This is a genomic window from Gaetbulibacter sp. NE, from assembly GCF_025548475.1.
GTDB lineage: Bacteria > Bacteroidota > Bacteroidia > Flavobacteriales > Flavobacteriaceae > Gaetbulibacter_B > Gaetbulibacter_B jejuensis.
This window is the reverse complement of record NZ_JAOQHY010000012.1, coordinates 44,059-62,184: the sequence shown is the minus strand read 5'-3', so window position 1 is coordinate 62,184 and position 18,126 is coordinate 44,059. Positions and strand designations below refer to the sequence as shown.

Below are 18,126 nucleotides of genomic sequence, written 5' to 3'. Positions count from 1 at the left end.
CCTATCAAAATCGATAGGCTTTCTTATATAATTTATGCGTTTTGATTGACAACCAACCTAAACCCTTCTCCATGTATGTTTAAAATTTCAACATTTTCGTCAGGTTTTAAGTACTTACGTAGTTTAGCTATGTAAACATCCATACTTCTGGATGTAAAGTAGTTGTCGTCTCTCCATATCTTGGTCAACGCTAATTCTCTTGGCATTAAATCGTTTTCATGTAAAGCCAATAAACGTAATAATTCGTTTTCTTTTGGAGAAAGCTTAACTGGTTCTCCTCCATTAAATTTTAAGAAACGTAATTTAGAGTTTAAGTCAAACTTACCAATCTTAAATTCAAATTGTTTGCTATCAGCTACAGAGTCAGTTGCTTTACGCTGCATAATTGCTTTAATTTTCATAAGCAATACTTCACTATCAAAAGGCTTGTTTAGGTAATCGTCTGCTCCTACTTTATATCCTTTTAAAACATCTTCTTTCATAGCTTTAGCAGTTAAGAAAATGATTGGAACATCAGCGTTTTTTTCGCGAATTTCTTTAGCAAGTGTAAATCCATCCTTGTAAGGCATCATGACATCAAGAATACATAAATCGAAATCGTCTTTTTTAAATTTCTCAAAACCTTCCATTCCGTTTTTAGCATGAACAACTGTATATTCGTTCATGGTTAAGTAATCCTTTAATACAGTCCCAAAATTTGGATCGTCTTCTACTAATAGAATTTTCTTATTTAGTTCTTCCATAATTATGATATTAGTGGCAGCTTAATTGTAAATACACTACCTTTTCCTTTTTCACTTTCTACTGATATATGACCTTGATGGTCTTCTACTATTCTTTTTACGTAAGCCAAACCTAAACCATGACCTTTTACATTATGAACATTTCCTGTATGCTCTCTATAAAACTTTTCAAAAACACGTTTTTGAACTTGTTTAGACATTCCGTTACCTTGGTCGGCTATTTTTAATAGTATGTTATTGCCTACATTTTCTGTATACACATCTATTTTTGGTGCATCGTCACTATATTTTATAGCGTTATCCAGAATGTTTACAATAACATTGGTAAAATGACTTTCATTAGCTAAGACAGATGATTTAGCAGCTTCTAAATGCGTTTTTACATAACCTTTTCTATCTTCAACTATCAACTCTACATGTGTAATTGCGTCTTCTACTAAGTCGTGCAACTTTACTCTATCCTTACTAATGTTAAGTTCATTCTTTTCTAGTTTAGATATACGCAAAACGTTTTCAACTTGGGCATGCATACGCTTGTTTTCGTCTTTTATCATTCCCAAATAGCGCATCACCTTTTCTTGGTCGCCAATTATTTTTGGGTTTTTTATTGAATCTAAAGCCAAATTAATTGTTGCTATTGGCGTTTTAAATTCGTGCGTCATGTTATTGATAAAGTCTGTTTTTATCTGTGATATTTTACGTTGCTTTATCAACTGATAAACAGCACTTGAGTATGCCACAATAATAATTGTTGTAAAGATTATTGAAAGCAACAACATTTTTAAAATGGTTGAAAACAAAAACTTATTACGCTCAGGAAAATCTACATAAAGTCTATAATCACTTTCTCCATTATTATCTAAAAATACCGGAACACCAAGTGTAGCACTCGATACTTCAAAATCATCAGACTGTACTTTGGTAGCCAAATCTTTATCATAAATAGCAAACTCAAAATTGATATCAATACCATTATTTTTAAGTTGCTTTTTTAAAAACCCTGAAACCTCTTCGCTGGTAATTCGTTTATAAACCGGAATATTTTTAAAACGCTCTCTTGTAGCTGCAATAAAATGTGCTTGCTGCAAAGGCGACATAGATTGTATATTTTGAAATGATTTTTCAGGACTAATCTTAAATTCTCCTGTTAAATTATTATTGCTGTATACTTTTGTTTCTTGATTGCTATGTACCCTGTTTAAACTTATACTATCTAAACCTATTTCAAAGAACAATGATGGGATTTTATAGCTTTCTTCTAAAATACCGTTTCTAAAAATTACGGTTTCGTTATTAGCGTTATCTTGATACTTAAGGATTATTTCAGACAGTGCTGTAGTATCAGGCTTACCTCCTTTTTCTATAAACTCTTGAAGTTTATTATCAAAAACAGCGAACTCTTTGTCTTCAATTGCTTTTGAAACAAAACTTAACGACCGTTTTACGTTTAAGGTAAACTGATTTTTTTCATTTATAAGCGTATTATTAATAAAATATGCTTGAACGAAAATAATCCCTATGAGTGATAAACTCATTAAAACCACCATTAAAATGAATAGCTTTTTGCCCATCGTTCAAATTTAAGATTTTAACATTTAGTTTTTGTACCCTTTAACCTTACATTAACAAAAATGTTAAAATTTGAGTTGTTGACTTACTTTATCAATGATTTGTGAATTTTTAAAACCTGAGCTTTTGTGTCTTTAATACTGTTATTAACTATCACAAAATCAGATTTTTTAATTTTTTCTTCGTCACTTAACTGGTTATTGACTATTGCCAAAACTTTTTCTCTTGAAGTATTATCACGTTGTAACACACGATTTATGCGTTCTTCTAAATCTGCAGTAACCAAAACGATACAATCGTATTGAGATTGCATACCTTCTTCAAAAATGATAGCTGCTTCTTTAATAACATACGCGCCATTCTGCTTTTTAAGCCAACGCTTAAAGTGCGCACCTACTTTTGGATGCACAATAGCATTCATTTGCTCTAGCAGTTCTTTATTATTAAATATTTTTGAAGCAATATAAGGTCTATTTAAGCCTTCGTTAGTGTAAGCCTTTTCACCAAAAAGCGCAATCAACTTTCTGCGGATAACCTTAGACCTATTCATTAATTTTTTAGCTTCAACATCAGCGATATAAATAGGCACACCTAATTCAGAAAACAATTTAGCAACTGTTGTTTTCCCACTACCAATACCACCTGTAAGACCTACAATTTTCATTCTACTAAGATAAAATCTACTTTGCTTTGTTTTATTTTGGCATTTTTAACCACATTAGGTAACCTAGTAATTTTAGGCGTTAAGAACGTACGATTGCTTCCTGAAACTTCATTGTAATCACATTCTACTCTAAAATCTTGTAATTTAATTTCTTTAAAGTTTTTTAAAGGTAAATAATACAATACAGATACGGTTTTAGGGAAAAAATTTACTGTGGCATTATTAGGCGTATTATTTATATTCAACGGTACTTCTATTGTACCTTCAGTAAATTTTTCGACGTCTCCAGTTACTGTGACATTATTTTCTGATAGTTTGATGTTATAATCAACCTTAGGTAAAACCACATTAACTGTTGAGTTGATATTAGATTTTACCTCTTTTAAAGTTAGAGATTTAGTGTTTATAAACTCTATGTTATCAATTACATTTTGAGGCGCAATAACGTTTATTGAATCTGGAGAAACCGTTAAACCGTTTAGTAAATCATACCCTGAAGAGAATGAAATTTTAGAATCTACAACAACAGGTACTTTTTTAACTGCTAACGTTTGAAACGAAAACTTTAAAGTATCTGGTTTAATTGATACAACCTCAACTTTATCTCCTAACTGAGGTTTTATATTATGGACAGTTGCATTAGGTACCCAAATATAATGGTCGTCAACCAAGCTTAGATCTTTTTCAAAATCTACTTTTAAAGAATGATCTGAAAAGTATAAAGGCATTAAATTAAACCCATGAGAGTTCATCACTACATTTACATTGGCTGAGTCATTTTTTGTTAACACATAATGCTCAGGAACATTAGAAAATTTAATTGCAAAATTAACCGACTCAGTATACTCTCTGGATAGTTTTGAAATTACCAAAAACAAAAATGCTAAAAGCAGAAACAACCCAAACACATTGAGTTTTTTACTCTTTATTGACTTTAGCAGTTTATGTTTTAGTTTACTAACCATGTATAAAAAATAAATGAGGAAATACCTGCTCTGGAGTTTTCTTGGTAAACTTTAAAGCTAAAGTAGACTTTAAAAACCCATAACCATAACCAAAAAACTGTATTGCTATTGCAATAATAGCTTGTATAGCTACAACCAAACTTTTGGAGCTAATTAATGCTAAAATAAAGGCTACTATAAAATATAAAGCATATAATTTTAGTCCTAAGTCAATTCCTAAACCAAACAAAACTATTGAAGCTAAAAAACCTAAGCAAAACAATGTTGGCAGCCAATAAACGAGTTTTGCTGTTTTAGGATGCCATTGGTTTAAAATAGGTCTAACCAACCCAAACTTATTGACTTGCTTGTAAAATTTAGACCAAGAAATTCGGCGTTTGTGATATACAAATGCCTCATTAATCAATTTAGTTTTAAAACCTAAATTAATTAACCGTATTGACAAATCAGGGTCTTCACCTGGATGAATTACACCAAACCCTCCTGAAGCTTCAAATGCAGCCTTAGACAGTCCCATATTAAAACTTCGTGGTTGAAACTTATCTACTTTTGTCTTTCCTCCTCTTATTCCACCAGTAGTAATAAAAGAAGTCATAGCAAAGTTTATAGCTTTTTGCAGTGATGTAAACGAATGGTGAGCCGCATCAGGACCTCCAAAACAGTCTACAAATTCGTTATCTAGACTATTTTTAACCGCTAGTAAGTAATGTTTAGGCAATAAACAATCTGAATCTAATATGATATAGTAATTTCCCTTTGCCTTTTTCATCCCGAAGTTTCTAGAATCTCCAGGTCCTGAATTAGGTTTAAAGTAATAGGAAATATTCAATCTGTCAATATAAGATGCTACTATTGCTTTACAGTCAATATTAGAACCATCTTCTACAATAACTATTTCAAAGCTAAAATCGCCTTCTAACAAAGTAATGCTTTCTAAAAGCTCATTAACCTCATCAGGTCTATTAAATACTGGTATTATAAATGAAAAATCAAGTGTATTCATATACCACAAAGGTAATTAAACTAAACACAAAAGCCACCTAATTGGTGGCTTTTGAAATACAATATTTTATATTTTTATTGCTTTATAATTCTGATAGTTTCAGTTACATCATTGATAGTAACTTTTACAAAGTAAGCACCATTACTTAAGTTGCTCATGCTAACTTCACTTTGTAAACTATTAGGAGCAGTTCTAACAACTTCTTGTCCTAACATGTTGTAAATAGATACATTTTGGATATTACTTTGAGCTTTTAAATTCAACTCATTTTTAACTGGGTTAGGGAAATAAGAAAAGTTATCAAAGGCATCTACATTATCTAAAGATAAAGGAGCATCTGCCAAAACATTAACAGTGATATCATTCACTTCAGTTTCATCAGAAGTAGCATTAAAAGATATTGGTCCAAATGTTATATCATAACCTCCAACAGCAATATAATAAGTACCAGCAGCTAAACTAGATATACTAAGTTCACTTAACAATCCTCCTGAAGGAGCATCATCATTAGAGTCTATAAAAATCCCATCACTATCATATAGTCCTATTTCTGTATCTTCTAATACCGAAGAAAATGTATCAAAAGTAAGAGCATCACAAGTTCCATCGTATACAAATTCAATCCAATTTACGTCTGACACACCAGGGTCATAAGCATTAGTTGTGGTTTGTGCTACACCGCATTGTGCTGAACCAATAGTAATTGTAGCTACAGTAGCTGGTGGTGGTGGTGGTGTGTATGCATCAATTGTAACTACAATATTAGAGAAATTGGCATCAGTAGAATCATATGTTTGAAAAAGAACAATATCAAGTGTTCCATCTACCGTTGGATCATAAAAATCACTAAAAATTCCTTCAAAAGTCATTGTAGTTGATGTACCATTACTTGCAGCACCAGAAGTTGCTGGTGATAAACTGGTTGCCCCTGCCGCTGTTAAAGCTCTAACCTCAGCTTCATTTGACCAAGGGCCTCCTCCTCCTGCAGCCCAATCAAGAGTGACAGTGTAAGACAAATATGACCCAGCAGGTACAGATGCTGAATTTACCATATCATTGATGTTTAAAGTAACTGGTGAACCTTCTGCTACGTTCACAGGCCCAGGAACAGTTGAAAATGTATGCTGTGCATTTAGTGTAAATGAACTAATAGCAATTGTAAAGAGTAGTAAAGTAATTTTTTTCATATTTCATTTATAATTAGATTAATAACTCCTTAAAAATATTAAAAAAAGATTAAACCCTTGTTTTAAAGTTCGAAACTTAGATAAAATACTTTTTTCTTAGTTGAAAACACTTTTGATTATCACACAACACTATTTAAGTCTATTTTTTATATTAGGTTGTATTTAAAATAGATTATTTTTTTACTACCTTAATTGTCTTTTCAGTTCTTTCACTAGTCAAGACTTTTACCAAGTATACTCCTTTTATTAAACCAGTTACATCTATAATTACTTTTGAAGAATTTGGTGTTTTAGTTAACAGTTCTTGCCCTAACATATTAAAAATTGAAACTTTATTTAAGTTGTTTTGTGAGTTTATCTTTAAATAGTCAGATACTGGATTATTATAATTAAAATCTAAAAACTCATTATCATTTTTAGACAGCGAGTTTTCACCTTCTATAATCTCTAAAACTTGATTTGCATTTACATTATTAATAACATCAACAATACCGCTTAACCATGTAACTTTTACATAATCAACAACTGTATTATCTGCAAGTCCAAAAATTTCGGTCCCTGTGTTTTGAGAGAGATAACCTTCTCCACAAAGTGTATATCTATATTGCTTTTCTCCATTAATTGAAATTTCAATTAAAGAACCAATACCATCTCTATTACTAACTGTTCCTTGAAGTTTTACTTTTAGCCAATTATTACTTGAAACTGTTTGGTTTTCCCAAATAAATATATTTTCATTATTAATGTTATTCACAGCAATATCAGGAAACCCATCATTATCAATATCTCCAATTGCGTTAGAAAAACTTTTTCTGTAGTCATTAACAAAACCAACATTGGTAGGAATACTAAAAAAGCCACTACCATTATTTTCATAAAAAGCTGCCGATAAAAAACCTGGTACTGAACCATTAAATTCTCCACTTACATACAAGTCTAAATCCATATCATTTTCAGCATCCAAAAAAACTGCTCCCCAACCTATGCTATTAAAAAGGACTCCTGTTGTTGAAGCAACATTGGTAAACGTCTCTCCATTATTATTTTGTAATAACACATTTCCACTTGGTGTATTTGTTACATAAATGTCTAACCAACCGTCATTATTATAATCATCTATTGTTACAGACATAGCATCGATGTAAAGATTAGTACCTGTGTTAACACTAACATCAGTAAAAGTACCGTCTCCATTGTTTTTATAAAGTACATTTGGGTTATCTACTCTATCGTTAGACACGTAAATGTCTTGCCAACCATCTTTATCATAATCAAAAAAAGCAGAGCAAAAAGATAAATCACTAACTTCTAGTATACCTACAAGATTACTTACATTTACAAATGTTCCATCACCATTATTTTTATACAAATAATTTGGCACTACACCTGTAACATCTCTATTACTTAAAAAAACATCAAGGTAGCCATCGTTATTATAATCTCCCCAAGATGCACCATAAGTAAAAATATTATTAGTTGGTAAACCACAAGTTGAAGTAACTTCGTGAAAACTCATACTTCCGTTATTAACAAAAAGCCTATTTCCTGACACGTTACTTGTCACATAAAGGTCTTTATCTCCATCATTATCAATATCAACCCAATTTGTTTGCTTTGATTGTGAGTTTATTTTTGGCACAATTAGCACTTCTTCAACAAAAACGCCATTAACATTTTTAAAAAAGCGTAAAGCAGTTCCAGCTTGAGAAGCCAAAGTTATATCGTCCCAACCATCATTATCATAATCATAAAAAGTTATTCCACTACCAAAAGGAGTATTACCACTACTAAAACCTAATCCGATATTAGAAGCTTGGTCTGAAAAATATGTTTGAGAGTAAACAATTACACTCATTAGAAATACTATTTTAAAAGATAAAATGTTTTTTTTCATTTATATAAGTGTTTAATTTTAAAAGTACTAAAAAAAGAAAAGCCCTAGCTATTTAGCTAAGGCTTTTCTTCTTTTTATTTAAAAACTATTTAGTTTTTTATAACTCTAATAGTTTTTGTAGCATTATCAATTGTTACTTTAACAAAATAAGCACCACTATTAAGATTTACCATATCAACCTCAGCATCTAATGTGTTTGGAGAAGCGTTTATTACTTCTTGCCCTAACATATTATATACTGCAACATTTTGAATGTTGCTTTGAGCGTTAAGCGTTAATTTATCATTAACTGGGTTAGGGAAATATGTAAATTGACTATTCTCTTCTACATCACCTACCGATAAAACTTCAGAAGTAGACCATAGAGCTATTGTAAAATCTGATGAAGTTGGTGTTCCAGAATAATAGTAATATACTCTTACATAATATGTTTGTCCTACAACAAAGTCAGTACGACTTATTCTTGGATTTCCATAAGTACTGTCATAGTCATCATATTCAATTGAGGTAAGGTTATTACAATCTCCTGAAAATAACTGGATAACTCCATCAAAATCATCAGTTACATCAATATTTATATCTGTTGCAGTTGCTGTAAAGCTATACCAAACATCATCATTAGCTGTACCTGTAGGTGCTGCAATACCTGAGTCTGTTGCTTCTGCAATTGTTCCTGGAATTTGAGTTGCAGAAGGTAAATCTGCTATTTCTCCTTCAACTGTTAATTCTATAGCACCTGAACATTCATCATTTGCAGGAGGGCAAGCTTCTTGAGTTAAAGTACCACTCATTATGTCACATAAACCATCTTGATCATGCCCAACAGTTATAACTACATCTGTAGCGTTAGCATAAGGTCCAAACTGAACAACACCTGTACCTGTAACAGGTTCAGGAGTTGATCCTTGATCATCAGATACTGTTAAAGATGTTGCGCTACCCATATCTGTAACATCTACATCAATTAAGAATCCACCACTTACATCACAATCGTTAACAACTGTATATGTTGCCGCTGGAGGTGTACAAGAATATACACTCCAAGCTAAAGTATACTCTCCACTTCCTGTTGAATAAGCAGATTGTACCCAATATACTGTTTGGTCTGAACCTGTAGTATTAGTCCAAGACAATGTTTCAGTATCAGGATCATCAGTACATGCAATTAATGTATCACCAGGACAAGATCCTCCATAAGCTAATCTATGCTTAGAATCATAAGCATTTGAAGTCTGACCGATATCTAATGTACTTCCATTAGGTACTAAAATAGAATAAACAACATCTGGTGCACTAGTATTTGTTAAACAATCTACCACAAAATTATTATTAGCTCCTACAGTTGAAGCTGTTAATGGACTTGTTTGTGTTCCTAAATCAATCACACCTGCACAAGAGTCGTTTGCTGGTGGGCAAATGTAAGTATAAGTTCCTAATGTGTAATCACATGCTGCAACACTATGCACCACATCTAAAGTTACATCGGTTCCCGAAGCATAAGGTCCAAAAGTCATTGAAGCTGCTATAGGTTGAGGTGTTGTCCCATCTGTAATTGTTGTTGCATCTCCTAAATCAGATACCACTACATCAATAGTAAATGTAGAATCTCCACAATTTTCAACTACAGTAGAAGAACTAACTACTGCCTGAGTACAACCTAAATCTTGTTGAGCAACAAAATTGTCAACATAAAAATAATAATCCCCTGACACCCATGTATTTGCTATTTGTAATTTCACATCAGATCCTGTTGGTAAACTTGCTGCAGGAACAGTTGCTGTCATTGTTGCACAATCGGTAGACACAACATGATTAGCATCGTCAATAGTTAAAATTGTTGTCCAGTTTACTCCATCATCTGTAGAGTATTGTAACTCAGCGGTTCCCCAACCTTCAGGTGTAGCGTCTGTTGGTGTAGAAAAACTATAATCTAAAATTTTATAATCGAAACTAATATTTAAATCGGTAGCATTGGAAGCTCCAACTAAATTAGGTGTTGTTAAGTTACCTGTAGTACTTGAACTCCATAAATTATCCCTTTCAGAATTACCAGAACAAGCTGCACTAGATGTGTTACCATATGAGTCTGTCCAACCTGTAGGTGTTCCTGAGTCAAAATCTTCGCTAATGTTTACTTGCGCCATCCCCTGCCACGAAAAAGCAAAACAACACAAAATAAATAAGCTAAAAGTAATTTTTTTCATAATTTGTAATTTTAATTAATAGTTAATAAAACGTTAATGCATAAATGTATTGATTAATTTTCTGTTAAGAAACTACTCTCAATTCTAATCGATTAAAAACTAAAAAAATCGACGAAAAACAGTTACTTAAAAATCAAGCGATTGTATAAAAAAAGAAGAAGAGCCAAAAGCCCTTCTTCTTTTTAATTGTATATATTAAAATTATGTATGTTATTTATTCAACAAATTTTTCCATAATTGCATCACTTACGCCCATATTGCTAAATCCTCCATCGTTAAATAAGTTTTGAAGCGTTACTCGTTTGGTTAAATCACTAAATAAAGTGACTGTATAGTTAGCACAGTCTAAAGCTGTGGCGTTTCCTAAAGGCGACATCTTATCAGCATAAGCAATAAAACCATCAAACCCTTTTACACCTTGACCTGCTGTTGTTGGTGTTGGTGATTGCGAAATAGTGTTTACTCTTACTTTTTTATCTCTTCCGAAGAAATACCCAAAACTACGCGCTATACTTTCTAAATAGGCTTTATTGTCTGCCATATCATTATAGTCTGGAAACACACGTTGTGCAGCCATATATGTTAAGGCTACTATACTTCCCCATTCATTCATTGCATCTGCTTTATACAATGTTTGCATTACCTTATGAAATGACATTGCAGAAACATCGGTTCCTTTTTGAGTCCAATCGTAATTTTGATCAGTATAAGCTTTTCCTTTTCTCACGTTTACAGACATTCCAATAGAATGCAAAACAAAATCAATCTTTCCGCCTAAAATCTCCATTGATTTTGACACTAAATTTTCTAAATCCTCAATTGATGTGGCATCTGCAGGAATAATCTCTGAACCTGTTTTTTCGGCAAGTTCATTTATTTGTCCCATTCGCATAGCAATTGGTGCGTTGGTAAGCACAAATGTTCCGCCTTCTTCATGAACGCGCTCTGCTGTTTTCCAAGCTATTGAGTTTGGGTCTAATGCGCCAAAAATAATTCCTTTTTTTCCTTTTAATAAGTTATATGACATATTACTAGTTTTTTGAATATTTATAATTTAGTTGGTATTTGATTACCTATTTAGGTTTTATCAATATTAAATTCAAAATTAATAAAACTTTAAATGTATTACTGCTTTTTAGTGTTCAATTCTGCAATAATACTTCCTCTATCATTATACCAATTATCGTCTTTAAAGGTAATAACTCCATATTGGGTGTGGTAAAATCGATCTCCTGATATTAGGTTTTCATTCTGAGGAAAGACATAATCAGGTATACACTCGCCATCTACAACTGTATGCGCTACATCACAAGGATCGTTATTGCAGCTACTTAATACCATTAAAGCCACACAACAAGAGACTAATAAATAATACTTGCTTTTCACATTATCTTAATTTAATAATTGTTTTGCATGCTCTAAAGCCGAATCTGAAAGGGTTGCGCCTCCAAGCATTTGTGCTATTTCAACAATACGTTCTTCTGAAGTTAACTTTTTTAACTGCGTTTGGGTTACCTCATCAACATCTTCTTTAAAGACTTTAAAGTGTGTATCTCCTTTTGATGCTATTTGCGGTAAATGTGTTATGGTAAACACTTGCATTGTTTTACTCATTTGCTGCATAATAGATCCCATTTTATTTGAAATTTCCCCTGAAACTCCTGTATCTATCTCATCAAACATTATGGTTGGTAATTGCGTATATTTTGATAAAATTGACTTTATAGCAAGCATAATACGAGATAACTCTCCTCCTGATGCTGCTTTTTTAAGTTCATTAAATTGACCACCTTTATTGGCTGAAAACAAAAAGCTCAATTCATCTTTTCCGTTTAAAAGGAATTTATCTACCAGCTTTAACTCTACTTTAAATTTAGCATTTGGCATTCCTAAACTTCCTAAAATAGCTTCTAATTGCTCAGTTAAGGTTGGTATTGCGTTTTCTCGTGTTTTATGAATATCCTTAGCGAGTTGATTTAATTGTTGTTCAATCGTTTTAAGTTTCTTTTCAATAGCAACAATTTGAGTATCCATATTCTCAGTTACAGATACTTTTTCCTTAAGGTTTTCTCGAATAGAAATTAATTCAGAAACATTAGACACAATATGCTTTTGCATTAGATTATGAAGCACTTGCAGTTTAGCATTCACTACTTCTAATCGGTTAGGGTCATCTTCTAGCTGATCTTGAGCTGTTTCAATTTCTGAAAAGACATCATCTAACTCTATTAAACTACTGTTGATTCTTTCAAAAATAGCTTTATAGTTTGCCGAATATTCTGAAATTTTAGCAAACTGATTTTTGAGTTCTGTTAAATTGCTAATAACACCAATATCTTCATTACTTAACAATTGATAAGATGCCGAAAGTTTATCTTTTATCTCCTCTATATTATTAAGCGTTTCATACTCTTCCTCTATAGTTTCCAAGTCGTCGTCTTCCAACTTTGCTGCTTCTAATTCTTTTAAAAGAAACAGGTTATAATCTAGCTCTTTGGTAAACTCGTTTTTTTGCTCTTGCAATTGAGTTAATTCTCGTTTTAGCGATTTATATGTTGAAAGTTGGTTAGAATATTCTGAAAGCAACTTAGCGTTATCTGCCAATGCATCTATAACCTGAAACTGAAAATCGTCATTGGTTAACTGTAAGGTTTGATGTTGCGAATGAATATCTAAAAGATGTTCGCCTAAGGTTTGCAAACTATCTAAGTTTACAGGTGTATCGTTTATAAATGCTCTAGATTTGCCTGAAGGCAATATTTCGCGACGTACAATGGTTAATGGTTCGTAATCTAAGTCCTCTTCTTTAAAAAGCGATTTTAGATCGTAATTAGCAACATCAAAAGTGGCTTCAATAACACATTTTATTGATGCGTCTTTAACGTTACTCAAATCGGCTCTTTTACCAAGCACTAAAGACAAACCTCCAAGCAGTATTGATTTTCCTGCTCCTGTTTCACCAGTAATTATGGTAAGCCCATTATTGAAATTAACCTGAAGGTTATCAATTAAAGCGTAATTTTTTATGGATAGTGATGTAAGCAATGTATTGTAAGCTAAAGTTTCAACAAAAATCTATACTAGTACCACTTTTTTAAAGTGTCTAGTATTTTATGTTTCTCCATTTTGAAGCATGCATAGGAGCTATTCTAGTAAGTGATGTGATTACCTCAGTAATGTTTACACTTGGTCCACCTGAAAAAATGTCTTGAATTTCTTCGGATTTTGCATCAAAAAACACACGCATAAGAAAAGAATTAGGACGTCTGCTATTCATAGCTTTTAACTCTTCTATAACCGAAGCTATTTCCTCTTTTGAAGATTTTGCGTTTCTATGCATTTTATCTAATCCTTCCATATGATAAGCGTACATCACATTTCTGAATTCTTTAAACATTGGAGATAAAATATTGTCTATTAAAACAAAGCGTGTTTGCTGACCATCTTCTAGCTTCCAACCTTTAAAGTTTTCTTGCTGCGAATAGTTTAAAATAGTTTGCGCTTGTCTGTAATATTCATCACCTCCATTTTGCTCAAAAGTATCAGCATCTAAACCTAGAATCATATAAATATGGTATGCTAAAACCGATACCAAATTAGATTCAAACTGATTAGGATTAAATACTAAGTTTTGAAACTCAAGATATCTAAATGTAAAATTCTTATCGTTAAAATTATAAACTGGAGTACTATAGGTTGAATTAAAAACAGGACGTGACGATTGCACTTGCAACGTCGCATTAAACACATCGCTATTGTAATCTAAAATATTGATTACCATACTACAATTGATGCGTTCTTGTGGTTTAAAATTCTTATCTGTCCAAGTTGTGTTGTTTACAAACTCTGTTAATTGTCTTTCTAAAGTTTTAAACACCTGAACATTTTCGTTACCAGTTTGTTGCGCGTTAACTACCAAGTTACAATTAAGTTCTTGAGCAGTAACATTTAAACCGAAACATAAAAATAAGATATAAAGAAAGTTACGCATTGAGTTGTTTTAATATTTGATTCATTAAGTCTTCAGCTACTTGTGTTTTAGACTTTAGCTCTTGGGCAATGATTTGGTCTTCATTAGTTATAAAAGTAACTTTATTTGTTGAACCTCCAAAACCTGCTCCTTTATCGTTTAACGAATTTAATACAATTAAATTTAAATTCTTAGCTTTTAATTTTCCTTTTGCATGTTCTAACTCGTTATTTGTTTCCAATGCAAAGCCAACTAAAAACTGTTTGGTTTTAATAGCTCCTAATGAAGCTAATATATCCTTAGTCTTTTCTAACTCTATGCTAAACGTTGCTTCTTTCTTTTTTATTTTTTGGTCTGCAACATTTTTTGGCCTGTAATCTGCAACTGCAGCCGAAAGCACTGCAATATCAACATTACCAAAATAATCATGCACTTCAGTATACATTTGAGAAGCACTGGTAACTCGTATTAATTTTATTAAACTACTAGATACTGTTTCATGACTAGGTCCTGACACTAATATGACCTCAGCTCCTAGGTTTGCTGCAGCTTTGGCTATTTCAAAACCCATTTTACCACTAGAATGATTACCTATAAAGCGAACAGGATCTATAGCTTCATACGTTGGTCCAGCAGTAACCAATACTTTTTTTCCACAAAGTGGTAGTTTGTTTAAAATATCTTTTTCAATAAAGTCAACAATATCTTCTGGTTCAGCCATACGACCTTCCCCTACAAGACCACTTGCAAGTTCGCCGCTTGTTGCAGGAATCATTATGTTTCCAAAAGATTTTAAAGCCTTAAAAGACTGCACTGTAGATGGATGTTTGTACATATCCAAATCCATAGCAGGAGCAAAATACACAGGACATTTAGCTGAAAGATAAGTAGCCAAAAGTAAATTGTCGCAAGTACCATTAGTCATTTTAGACATGGTGTTGGCTGTTGCAGGAGCTATCACAAAAATATCTGCCCAAAGCCCAAGTTCTACATGATTATTCCACACAGCATTGTCATCCTCTTCATTTGTAAATAAAGAATGAACTGGATTTTTTGATAATGTAGAAAGTGTTAAAGGTGTAATGAAGTCTTTAGAAGCAGGCGTCATAACGACCTTTACGTTTGCGCCTGCTTTTATAAATAACCTTACAAGGTTAGCTGTTTTATAAGCAGCAATACCAGCAGTGATGCCAAGTAATATATTTTTGCCGCTTAATATTGACATCTTAAATCTTATTCCTGATTGTTGTCTTCAGTATTTCTGAAATAAATTTTGTCATCTAACCATTCTTGAACAGCTAGTGCATGAGGCTTAGGTAATTTTTCATAAAACTTAGACACCTCTATTTGCTCTTTGTTTTCAAAAATTTCTTCAAGACTATCATTGTAGGTTGCAAACTCCTCAAGCTTATCGATAAGTTCTCTACGAATGTCAGTGTTAATTTGTTCAGCTCTTTTTGAAATTACAGAAATAGCTTCGTAAATATTACTTGTTGGAGCGTCAATTTCATTTCTGTCATAAGTTACAGTTGTAACAGGAGCATTGGTTTTCTTTAAATCCATTATCTTAATAATTAACTTTTTACTTTGAATGTCTCTAATTCTGTTTGTAATTCTTCGTTCATTTTATTGGCTGCTTCTGCATGTTCAGACTCAGGATAAAACTTAATAAAAGAATTGTAATAGGCAACAGCAGTATTTAAACGTGCTTCTTTTTTAATTCTTACACTATTGATCGCTAGAGTAAATGCTGAATCTAAACGATAAAACATAGCATCTTCTCTAAAACTAGTTCCTGGGTAATCTATTAAAAAATTATCAAAAGCTTTTATAGCTGCTTCATAATCTGAAGCGTCATAATAAGCTATTTTGTTGTATTGTTTTGCGATTTCATACGCCTTCTTTTCTAATTTGTAATCCAACTCCTTTACCATTTCGTTTACTTCTGGTAAGTATTCAGAATTAGGATATTTAGAAATAAAGATTTGAAGTTTATCTAATGCTTCATAAGTTTCTTTTTGTTCTTTACTATAAACTGGAGACAGCATATAGAAACTTTTTGCTGACAAAAACGAAGCTTCTTCGGCTTTTTCACTTCTAGGGTAACTGCTTTCAAAACGCTCAAACTGATAACCAGACAAGTGATAGTCTTTCATCATGTAATAAGACTTAGAGTACATATACATTAACTTTTCAGCTTGTGGTTTTCCTCTGTATTGCGGAACTATTTGAGCAAACAACCTGTTAGCTTTACTATATTTTTCAGCTTCAAAAAGTTCAGTTCCTAAAGTAAACTTTTCAGCTATATCTTCAGATTTCAATGCTTTTTGAAACTCGCTACAAGAGGTTAACAGTAATCCTAATAAAAGTGTGTAAAATAAATTCTTCATAAAATTTAAACAGAATGCAAAAGTACGTATTTATAACGTATTATAAAAACAAAAATTTTGTGCTAAAATAAAGGTTGTAACGTGTTATGAGTAAGCTTTATATAAACTTTAACTTTTTAGGTTTAATCTAGCTTATTAACTGCTTCTTTAATTTTAGATTTTAATCCTTCTGTTGCTTCTACAAGTGGCAATCTTACTATGCTTTTTGCAAGACCAAGCGTTTCAAAAACAGCTTTAATACCTGCAGGATTGTTTTCTGCAAAAATTAAACTTGTAATATCCATTAAATCAAAGTGAATTGCATAAGCTTCACTTGCTTTTCCCTCAAGACCAAGATTTATCATTTTGGTAAATTGTTTAGGTAATGCTTGCCCAATTACCGAAATCACTCCTGCTCCACCTGCTAACACTACACCAAGCGCTAAATCGTCATCTCCTGAAATAATCAAGAAATCTTCTGGTTTGTTCTTAATCAAGGTTAAGTATTGAGCCACATTGTTACCTGCTTCTTTAACTGCTATGATATTTTCAAAATCATTTGCTAAACGCAATGTAGTTTCTGGCAACATGTTTGACGATGTTCTTCCTGGTACATTATATAAAATAATAGGTTTTGGTGACGCTTGCGAAATGGCTTTAAAATGCTGATAAATGCCTTCTTGTGTTGGCTTACTGTAATATGGAGACACTGATAAAATAGCATCGATATGAGATAAATCGGTTGTATTAATCTCTTCAATAACTGCTGCTGTATTATTACCTCCAATTCCTAAAACTAAAGGTAAACGACCATTATTTGCTTCAACTATAGTATTAATTATGGCTTTTTTTTCTTCGGCAGTAATGGTTACACTCTCTCCTGTTGTACCACTAATAACTAAGTAATCTGTTCCGTTATCTATGTTGTAATTAACAATATTTGTAAGCGCTTCAAAATCTACAGTTAAATCAGATTTAAAAGGCGTTATTAAGGCAACTCCTGTGCCGTAAAATGTATTCATTATATTTTGTTTAAAACCGTTAAATATTTTTTTAATTCGTTTTTAAATAGCGTAAACTCTTTTGGTGCAACATTTATTATTAAATCGTAAAAACGATCATCAATTCCTGCTAATCCTACTTTAAACTTAGCTTTTGAAGCTACACTAATTAAATTAAGATCTAAAACATCTTGCTTATAAAAGCTAATTAAGATGTCAAACTCTGTGTCAATAAATGTTTGAAGTTCTACGTTTTTTATTTTCCCGTTCCAACCAAAATCTTTTGGATTGAAATAGGTATCCCAAAGGTCGTTACTATCTTTGTTATCTTCAACATAAGCAACAATTTTAACTTTATTTCGCTTAATGTCTATGGACTCAAAAAACGTTCTGAAAGCTTCAAAATCAGAAAATTCACTTAAGTGTAAAATCACTCCTACTTTATCAACCTTAGTATTGCTAAAAGACACATTCCTAGAATTTAACAATTTGTTGATATATTTTTGATTTGATTTTTCCCTAAATGCCTTTAAAATCATTTATCTTTATCCTTTTTG

At 32.0% G+C, this 18,126-nt stretch carries 17 protein-coding genes; all 17 read right to left on the bottom strand.

The window, feature by feature from the left end; translation table 11 throughout:
• Nucleotides 1-32: 32 nt before the first annotated feature.
• Nucleotides 33-743, bottom strand: a complete 711-nt coding sequence (locus OD803_RS12900) for a response regulator transcription factor (RefSeq protein ID WP_129760330.1) — start codon at nt 741-743, stop codon at nt 33-35.
• A 2-nt stretch (nt 744-745) separates the two neighbouring features.
• Nucleotides 746-2,314, bottom strand: a complete 1,569-nt coding sequence (locus tag OD803_RS12895) for a sensor histidine kinase (RefSeq protein WP_262733725.1) — start codon at nt 2,312-2,314, stop codon at nt 746-748.
• An 83-nt stretch (nt 2,315-2,397) separates the two neighbouring features.
• Entirely contained in the window at nt 2,398-2,976 is a 579-nt protein-coding gene (gene coaE, locus OD803_RS12890; protein ID WP_262733723.1) for a dephospho-CoA kinase, read from the bottom strand.
• Nucleotides 2,973-3,941 (bottom strand): YbbR-like domain-containing protein, encoded by a 969-nt coding sequence (locus OD803_RS12885; protein WP_262733721.1) that lies wholly within the window; start codon nt 3,939-3,941, stop codon nt 2,973-2,975. The genes coaE and OD803_RS12885 overlap by 4 nt, the downstream gene beginning before the upstream one ends.
• The gene (locus tag OD803_RS12880; protein ID WP_262733719.1) at nt 3,934-4,944 is read right to left on the bottom strand and encodes a glycosyltransferase; all 1,011 of its coding nucleotides are present in this window, start codon (nt 4,942-4,944) and stop codon (nt 3,934-3,936) included. Before OD803_RS12880 ends, OD803_RS12885 begins: the two co-directional genes overlap by 8 nt.
• Nucleotides 4,945-5,018: 74 nt before the next feature.
• On the bottom strand, nt 5,019-6,131 hold the full coding sequence (locus tag OD803_RS12875) for a T9SS type A sorting domain-containing protein (protein ID WP_262733718.1): 1,113 nt from the start codon (nt 6,129-6,131) through the stop codon (nt 5,019-5,021).
• 172 nt (nt 6,132-6,303) lie between these two features.
• Nucleotides 6,304-8,025, bottom strand: a complete 1,722-nt coding sequence (locus OD803_RS12870; RefSeq protein WP_262733716.1) for an FG-GAP-like repeat-containing protein — start codon at nt 8,023-8,025, stop codon at nt 6,304-6,306.
• 89 nt (nt 8,026-8,114) lie between these two features.
• Nucleotides 8,115-10,229 (bottom strand): T9SS type A sorting domain-containing protein, encoded by a 2,115-nt coding sequence (locus OD803_RS12865; protein WP_262733715.1) that lies wholly within the window; start codon nt 10,227-10,229, stop codon nt 8,115-8,117.
• A 214-nt stretch (nt 10,230-10,443) separates the two neighbouring features.
• A complete protein-coding gene (locus OD803_RS12860; RefSeq protein ID WP_134199312.1) occupies nt 10,444-11,256 on the bottom strand; it encodes an enoyl-ACP reductase FabI in 813 nt (270 codons plus the stop codon).
• 98 nt (nt 11,257-11,354) lie between these two features.
• Nucleotides 11,355-11,615, bottom strand: coding sequence for a hypothetical protein (locus OD803_RS12855; protein ID WP_262733713.1), 261 nt, complete (start codon nt 11,613-11,615; stop codon nt 11,355-11,357).
• A gap of 6 nt (nt 11,616-11,621) precedes the next feature.
• Nucleotides 11,622-13,274 carry a DNA repair protein RecN gene (gene recN / locus OD803_RS12850; RefSeq protein ID WP_262733712.1) on the bottom strand — a complete coding sequence of 551 codons (1,653 nt, stop codon included), beginning with the start codon at nt 13,272-13,274 and terminating at the stop codon, nt 11,622-11,624.
• A gap of 58 nt (nt 13,275-13,332) precedes the next feature.
• Nucleotides 13,333-14,220: a type IX secretion system protein PorD gene (gene porD / locus OD803_RS12845; protein WP_262733711.1), complete on the bottom strand. Its 888-nt coding sequence runs from the start codon at nt 14,218-14,220 to the stop codon at nt 13,333-13,335.
• On the bottom strand, nt 14,213-15,424 hold the full coding sequence (gene coaBC / locus OD803_RS12840; protein WP_262733709.1) for a bifunctional phosphopantothenoylcysteine decarboxylase/phosphopantothenate--cysteine ligase CoaBC: 1,212 nt from the start codon (nt 15,422-15,424) through the stop codon (nt 14,213-14,215). The genes porD and coaBC overlap by 8 nt, the downstream gene beginning before the upstream one ends.
• Before the next feature lie 8 nt (nt 15,425-15,432).
• Nucleotides 15,433-15,762, bottom strand: coding sequence for a DNA-directed RNA polymerase subunit omega (locus OD803_RS12835; RefSeq protein ID WP_262733708.1), 330 nt, complete (start codon nt 15,760-15,762; stop codon nt 15,433-15,435).
• Nucleotides 15,763-15,773: 11 nt separating this feature from the next.
• Complete coding sequence (locus OD803_RS12830; protein ID WP_129760343.1) at nt 15,774-16,589, bottom strand: outer membrane protein assembly factor BamD; 816 nt, start codon at nt 16,587-16,589, stop codon at nt 15,774-15,776.
• Between the two features lie 122 nt (nt 16,590-16,711).
• Nucleotides 16,712-17,590, bottom strand: coding sequence for a 4-hydroxy-tetrahydrodipicolinate synthase (gene dapA, locus OD803_RS12825; protein ID WP_262733706.1), 879 nt, complete (start codon nt 17,588-17,590; stop codon nt 16,712-16,714).
• A complete protein-coding gene (locus tag OD803_RS12820) occupies nt 17,590-18,108 on the bottom strand; it encodes a DUF6913 domain-containing protein (protein WP_129760345.1) in 519 nt (172 codons plus the stop codon). Before OD803_RS12820 ends, dapA begins: the two co-directional genes overlap by 1 nt.
• Nucleotides 18,109-18,126: the final 18 nt, after the last annotated feature.